Below are 6,306 nucleotides of genomic sequence, written 5' to 3' on the forward strand. Positions count from 1 at the left end.
GAGTCATGGTCCACCCCGTCAAGTTCGTCGCGCGCGGAATGCTCGGGGCGGTGTTCATCACCGGCGGCCTCAACCAGCTCAAGGACCAGACCTACGGAGCGCCGATGACCGACGCGGCCAAGGAGCAGTACGGTCTGGGCGACATGCCCGACTCCGAACTACTCGTCAAGCTCAACGGAGCCGGCATGCTCGCCGCCGGCGTGGGCCTGGCCCTGGGCATCAAGCCGCGCCGCGCCGCGCTCCTGGCCGCCGCCCTGCTGCAGCCGACGAACATCGCCGGCCACGCGTTCTGGACCATCGACGACCCGCAGCGCGCGGCCGCCCAGCGCAACCAGTTCATGGCCAACGTCGCCATCACCGGCGGCCTGCTCTACGCCGCCACCGACTTCTGAGGCGGGTGCGCAGCCGCGAGCCTGGCAGAGAATTGACCGCTCGCGAGCGGTCACGTTAGTCCATCCGCGCAACACCGCAGGTCAGGGCCGCGTCGTCCGGCCCGGAGCGAAGATTGACCGCTCGGCGCGCGTCGAGAGGTCAATCCCGGTGCCCCGTCGGACCGGTGACACCCGCACTGACCGTCGGTCTGGGATTCACAACGAATGTCGGCCTAGGCTCTCGTCATGAACGTGCAGGTATCAGTGCGTCTCGATGAGCGCCTGGTGGAGCGGCTCGATGATCTGGTGCGGTCCGGAGAAGCGAGGTCGCGCGCCGAGGTGGTCGAGTGGCCCTGGAGCGTGAGTTGCGCCGGCGGCTGTATGCCAAGGACGTCGCGGTGTACTCGCGCGACGGGGAAGATCCCGAGACCGAAGACTTCTTGGAGTGGACGCGCACCCGGGCTTATCCACCCTGGAGAACTGATGCGGGAGATACGTCTCGCCCGCATGGGTAAGACCCGACCGGTCGTCGTCCTCACCCGGGAAGCAGTGCGGGAGTATCGCCCATAGGTCACGATCGCCCCGATCACCTCGACAGTGCGTGACCTCGGCTTCGAGGTAGCGGTCGGCGCCGCGAATGGGCTCGAGTCCAGTGGTGTCATCAACTGCGACGCCATCCAGACCGTGCACGTGACCGATCTGGGCAGGCGCGTGGGGTACCTGGAGGATGAACAAGAACTCGCGTTGACCGCCGCGATCCACTACGCCCTTGATCTGCACACCTGACGTGCGCCGGCCGCCGTCGGACGCAGGCCCGAGCGAGGCGGACCCGCCGCGCTTGTAGCCTGGGAGCCGACTCCGGCCGCTCCACCCCAGGGGATTCACGCCATGGCAACGCACGACTACGTGTCGACGATCTACCTGGGCGGATCCGCCCTCTCGGACTTCCGGGCGGCCGCGCTGCTGCGCCGCGTGCAGGAGGTCGCGCCGGGCGTCGAGGCGATCAGCGCCCGCTACGTGCACTGGGTCGCGAGCGACGCCCCCCTGGAGGAGCAGACGCAGCAGGCCCTGGCCCGAATCCTCACCTACGGCGAGCCGTTCGAGGAGCCCGCCGACGCGCCCGAGGAGGCGGGCGCGCTCGTCGTCGTCGCCCCCCGGCTCGGCACGATCAGCCCGTGGGCCAGCAAGGCCACCGACATCGTGCGCAACTGCGGCATCGAGTTGCACCGCGTCGAGCGCGTCACCGAATACCGCCTCACCGGAAGCGAACTCACCGACAGCGAGTGGGCCGCGTGCGCCGCCCTGCTGCACGACCGGATGACCCAGACCGTGCTCGCCGACCGCCAATCGGCCGCCGCCCTGTTCGCCGAGCGCGAGGCCGAGCCGATGGCGCACGTCGACGTGCTCGCCCGCGGTCGCCAGGCGCTCGTCGAGGCCGACGCGGCGTTCGGGCTCGCGCTCTCGCCCGACGAGATCGACTACCTCGTCGAGGCGTTCACGGGCCTGGGCCGCAACCCCACCGACGTCGAGCTGATGATGTTCGCCCAGGCCAATTCCGAGCACTGCCGCCACAAGATCTTCAACGCCGACTTCGTCATCGACGGCCAGGTGCAGCCGGCCAGCCTGTTCGGCATGATCCGCCACACGGAGGCGGTCGCCGGCGGCCGCGAGAACGGCACGATCGTGGCCTACAAGGACAACTCCTCGATCATGGCCGGCGGCCGCGTCACCCGCTGGCTGCCGACCGGCGGCGCCGCGGGGGCCGCGCACGGCCCGAGCCGGTACGCCGCGGTCGACGACGACGTGCACGTGCTCATGAAGGTCGAGACCCACAACCACCCGACGGCGATCAGCCCGTTCCCGGGGGCGGCCACGGGCTCCGGCGGCGAGATCCGCGACGAGGGCGCGACGGGCCGGGGCAGCGCCCCGAAGGCGGGCCTGACCGGCTTCGCGGTCTCCAACCTGCACCTGCCGGGCACCGAGGAACCCTGGGAGTCCGACCCGTACGGCGCCCCGAGCCACCTGGCGACGCCGCTGGACATCATGCTCGACGGCCCGATCGGCGCGGCGGCGTTCAACAACGAGTTCGGCCGCCCGGGCCTGGGCGGCTTCTTCCGCGTGTACGAGCAGACGGTCGACGGCGTGCGCCGCGGCTACCACAAGCCGATCATGAGCGCCGGGGGCCTTGGCTCGATCAGCGCGGCGATGACCGAGAAGATCGCGTTCGGCGAAGGCTCGCTGCTCATCCAGCTCGGCGGGCCGGGCATGCGCATCGGCATGGGCGGCGGCGCAGCCAGCTCGATGGCGGCGGGCGTCAACGCCGCCGACCTCGACTTCGACTCCGTGCAGCGCGGCAACCCCGAGATGCAGCGGCGCGCGCAGGAGGTCATCAACCACTGCTGGTCGATGGGCCTGTCCGACGACCCGGCGGTGACCAACCCGATCCTGTCGATCCACGACGTGGGCGCGGGTGGGCTGTCGAACGCCTTTCCCGAGCTCGTCGACGGGGCGGAGTTGGGGGCCCGGTTCGCGCTGTCCGCGGTGCCGCTGGAGGAGAGCGGGCTGGCTCCCAAGGAGGCCTGGTGCAACGAGAGCCAGGAGCGTTACGTGCTGGCGATCGCGCCGGAGTCGCTGGGGGAGTTCGCGGCGCTGTGCGAGCGGGAGCGCTGCCCGTTCGCGGTCGTCGGGGTGGCCCGCGCCGACGGGCGACTCGTGCTCACGCCCGCGGCGCTCGACGACGAATCCGCCGACGCGGCAGCGGATCTGCCGATCGACATGCCGATGGAGGTGCTGCTCGGCAAGCCGCCGCGGATGACCCGCGACGTGCGCCGCGTCGCCCGCTCCACCCCCGACCTCGACGCGGCCGGCCTGACCGGCGAGGCCCTGCGCGAGGCCGCGTTCGCCGTGCTGCGCCACCCGAGCGTCGCCTCGAAGCGGTTTCTCGTCACGATCGCCGACCGCACGGTGGGGGGCCTGAGCCACCGCGACCAGATGGTCGGCCCGTGGCAGGTGCCGGTCGCCGACGTCGCGGTGACGCTGAGCGACCACGTCGGGCTGGCGGGCCAGGCGATGGCCAGCGGGGAGCGGATGCCGTTGGCGGCCACCGACGCTCCCGCGTCCGGGCGGATGGCGGTGGGGGAGGCGCTGACCAACCTGCTCGCGGCCCCGGTCGACCTGCCCGGCGTCAAGCTGTCGTGCAACTGGATGGCGGCGTGCGGGGAGGAGGGCGAAGACGCGGCGCTGTACGACACGGTGCGCGCGGTGGCCATGGAGCTGTGCCCGGCGCTGGGCATCTCGGTGCCGGTGGGCAAGGACTCGCTGTCGATGCGCACCCGCTGGAGCGACCCGGCGACCGGCGAGGCCAAGCAGGTGACCTCCCCGGTCTCGCTCGTCGTGTCGGCGTTCGCGTCGCTGCCCGACGTGCGCGGCACGTGGACCCCGCAGCTGCACGGCGCGGTCTCCGACATCGAGCCGGTGGCCTCCCAGGTGCTGCTCGTCGACCTGGGAGCCGGTCGTAACCGGCTCGGCGGCTCGATCCTCGCCCAGGTGCTCGGGGAGTTCGGCGGCGCGGTGCCCGACCTCGACGACCCGGCCCGCCTGGTCGACCTCACCGACGCGCTGGCCGAGCTGCGCGGCCGCGAGCTCGTGCTCGCCTACCACGACCGCTCCGACGGCGGGTTGTGGGCGGCGTTGTGCGAGATGGCGTTCGCGGGCGGCTGCGGTCTCGACGTCGGCCCGCTGCGGGGGCCGGCGGAGCTGTTCGGCGAGGAGCTGGGGGTGCTGCTGGAGGTGCCCTCGGCCCGGCTCCATGAGGCGCAGCGGGTGCTGGCCGATCACGGGCTGGGGTCGCTGACGCGGGTGGTGGCGCGGCCGACGACGCAGCGTCGGGTGGCGGTGGTCTTCGACGGCGAGCAGGGGGCGCGGGCGGCGTTCGACGCGCCGCTGCGCGACCTGGCTCAGGCGTGGGACGAGGTGTCGTGGCGCATCGCGGCGCTGCGCGACAACCCGGAGTGCGCGCAGGAGGAGCACGACGCGTTCGGCGCGGACGAGCCGGGTCTGCACGTGCACACGACGTTCGACCCGGCCCACGACATCGCGGCGCCGTACGTCTCCCTCGGCGCGCGGCCCACGGTCGCGGTGCTGCGCGAGCAGGGCGTCAACTCGCACGTGGAGACGGCGTTCGCGTTCGACCGGGCCGGCTTCGACGCCTACGACGTGCACATGACCGACCTGCAGGCGGGCCGCTTCGACCTCGCCGACACGGTCGGCCTCGTCGCGTGCGGCGGCTTCTCCTACGGCGACACCCTCGGCGCCGGTGAGGGCTGGGCCCGCTCGGTGCTGTTCAATCCCGCGCTCACCGAGGCGTTCTCGGCGTTCTTCGCCCGACCCGACACGTTCGGGCTGGGCATCTGCAACGGCTGCCAGATGTTCGCGGCGCTGGCCGACCTCATCCCGGGGGCGCAGGCGTGGCCTCGTTTCACGAGAAACAGCAGCGAGCAGTACGAGGCGCGGCTGAGCCTGGTCGAGGTGCTGGAGAGCCCGTCGGTGTTCTTCACCGGCATGACGGGCTCGCGCATCCCGATCGCGGTGGCCCACGGCGAGGGTCGCGCGGACTTCTCGGCCCGCGGCGACCGCGAGTCGGTGCTGGCGGCGGCCCGCTACGTCGACGGCCACGGCCGCGTGGCGACGAGCTACCCGGCCAACCCCAACGGCTCGCCCGGTGGGCTGACCGCGGTGACGACCCCCGACGGCCGGTTCACCGCGATGATGCCCCACCCCGAGCGGGTACAGCGCAACGTGCAGATGTCGTGGACGCCCGGGCCGATCGAGGCCGAGAGCCCCTGGCTGCGGATGTTCCGCAACGCCCGCGTCTGGGTGGGCTGAACGCGCTCGCGGGGCGCTGACGGTCGGCGCCGAGCTGCTGAAACCGCGGTTTCCCGGCTGCTAGAACCTCGACTTCGCACCTGCGAGAACCGCAGGTTGTCATTGAATCGCCAGGAGAGTCATCGCCGCTGGTGGATCTCCCGTCGATGACCGACCGCCAAGCACGAGGACGACGAGAACGCCGTCGTCGATCTCGTAGATGATCCGGTAGTTGCCCGTGCGCACCCGCCACTCGCCGTCGCCGCCCGCCAGCTTCTTCGCCCCGGGGGGTCGAGGCTCCTGAGCGAGAAGCTCGATCGCGGCCTGGACCCGTCGTCAGGCGGGACCGTCGAGCTTCCGAAGCTGCCTGACTGCAGCCGGACTGAGGACGATGCAATAGCTCATGCCAAGCCGACGTCGGCCTTGACCTGCTCCCACGGGATAGCCCCCTGGTCGGCAATCACCGCCCGAGCGGCACGCGCCGCCTCGATGTCGGCCAGATCCTCGGCCGCCGCGATGAGCCGATCGAGATCGTCCGCGTCGATCACGGCTGCAATCCGCTGACCCCGGCGGGTCAGGTAGACGGGGTCGTGACGTACGCGCGCCTCGTCGACCACATCAGCCAGTCGGGCCCGCGCATCGGAAACGGTCACCTTGGTCACGTGTCCAGTGCGCGCGCGATTCGCCGAAACGCACCTTTCAGCGCATCAGTGCACTGAGTAAGGGACCTCAAGTTGTCGATTCCACTGGCCGTGCGCACGTCTCTGCGCGCATCAGTGATGCGCGACTTCTGAATCTCAGATGCTGGCTTGGAGTATGCGAACGACGGTACGACTCGACCCCGAAGTCGCGGCGGCGGCCGAGCGCCTCCGACGGGAACGCGCGATCGGCCTGGGTGAGGCGGTCAACGAGCTGGCGCGCGCGGGCCTTACTCGTCAGAGGGAGCCCGTGCGGTTCAGGCAGCGAACCGCCTCCGTGGGTCTGCGGGTCGATGTCACCGACGTCGCCGACACCCTCGAACTGCTCGATCAGGACGACACGCAGAGTGAGCGATGATCGTCGACGCCAATGT

Annotated in this window: 7 protein-coding genes; 4 read left to right on the top strand and 3 right to left on the bottom strand. The window is 71.3% G+C overall.

The window, feature by feature from the left end; all coding sequences use genetic code 11:
* The first annotated feature begins 5 nt into the window (after positions 1–5).
* The 4 genes from PINTE_RS04945 (at position 6) to purL (ending at position 5,255) form a co-directional block, all read left to right on the top strand.
* Positions 6–392 (top strand): DoxX family membrane protein, encoded by a 387-nt coding sequence (locus tag PINTE_RS04945; RefSeq protein WP_068427056.1) that lies wholly within the window; start codon positions 6–8, stop codon positions 390–392.
* 225 nt (positions 393–617) lie between these two features.
* Complete coding sequence (locus tag PINTE_RS24985) at positions 618–941, top strand: ribbon-helix-helix domain-containing protein (RefSeq protein WP_373280139.1); 324 nt, start codon at positions 618–620, stop codon at positions 939–941.
* 6 nt (positions 942–947) lie between these two features.
* Positions 948–1,157 carry a type II toxin-antitoxin system PemK/MazF family toxin gene (locus PINTE_RS04950; protein WP_304609748.1) on the top strand — a complete coding sequence of 70 codons (210 nt, stop codon included), beginning with the start codon at positions 948–950 and terminating at the stop codon, positions 1,155–1,157.
* A gap of 102 nt (positions 1,158–1,259) precedes the next feature.
* Complete coding sequence (gene purL / locus PINTE_RS04955) at positions 1,260–5,255, top strand: phosphoribosylformylglycinamidine synthase (RefSeq protein ID WP_068427058.1); 3,996 nt, start codon at positions 1,260–1,262, stop codon at positions 5,253–5,255.
* Positions 5,256–5,354: 99 nt separating this feature from the next.
* Here the strand turns inward: purL and PINTE_RS21705 are convergent, their stop codons facing one another.
* From PINTE_RS21705 to PINTE_RS23840, 3 genes are all read right to left on the bottom strand, one after another.
* Entirely contained in the window at positions 5,355–5,552 is a 198-nt protein-coding gene (locus PINTE_RS21705; protein ID WP_306304843.1) for a type II toxin-antitoxin system RelE family toxin, read from the bottom strand.
* An 83-nt stretch (positions 5,553–5,635) separates the two neighbouring features.
* Entirely contained in the window at positions 5,636–5,896 is a 261-nt protein-coding gene (locus PINTE_RS04960; RefSeq protein ID WP_068427060.1) for a type II toxin-antitoxin system Phd/YefM family antitoxin, read from the bottom strand.
* Positions 5,897–5,963: 67 nt separating this feature from the next.
* A partial coding sequence (locus PINTE_RS23840; protein WP_217996499.1) for a hypothetical protein occupies positions 5,964–6,306 on the bottom strand: 343 nt, incomplete at its 5' end.

The organism is Piscicoccus intestinalis NBRC 104926 (assembly GCF_001515525.1).
GTDB classification, from domain to species: Bacteria; Actinomycetota; Actinomycetes; order Actinomycetales; family Dermatophilaceae; genus Kineosphaera; species Kineosphaera intestinalis.

Excerpts from the sequence above, each read along its gene's own strand:
- PINTE_RS24985 (WP_373280139.1), top strand. The coding sequence starts at position 618 with ATGAACGTGCAGGTATCAGTGCGTCTCGATGAGCGCCTGGTGGAGCGG.
- purL (WP_068427058.1), top strand. The coding sequence starts at position 1,260 with ATGGCAACGCACGACTACGTGTCGACGATCTACCTGGGCGGATCCGCC.
- PINTE_RS04945 (WP_068427056.1), top strand. The coding sequence starts at position 6 with ATGGTCCACCCCGTCAAGTTCGTCGCGCGCGGAATGCTCGGGGCGGTG.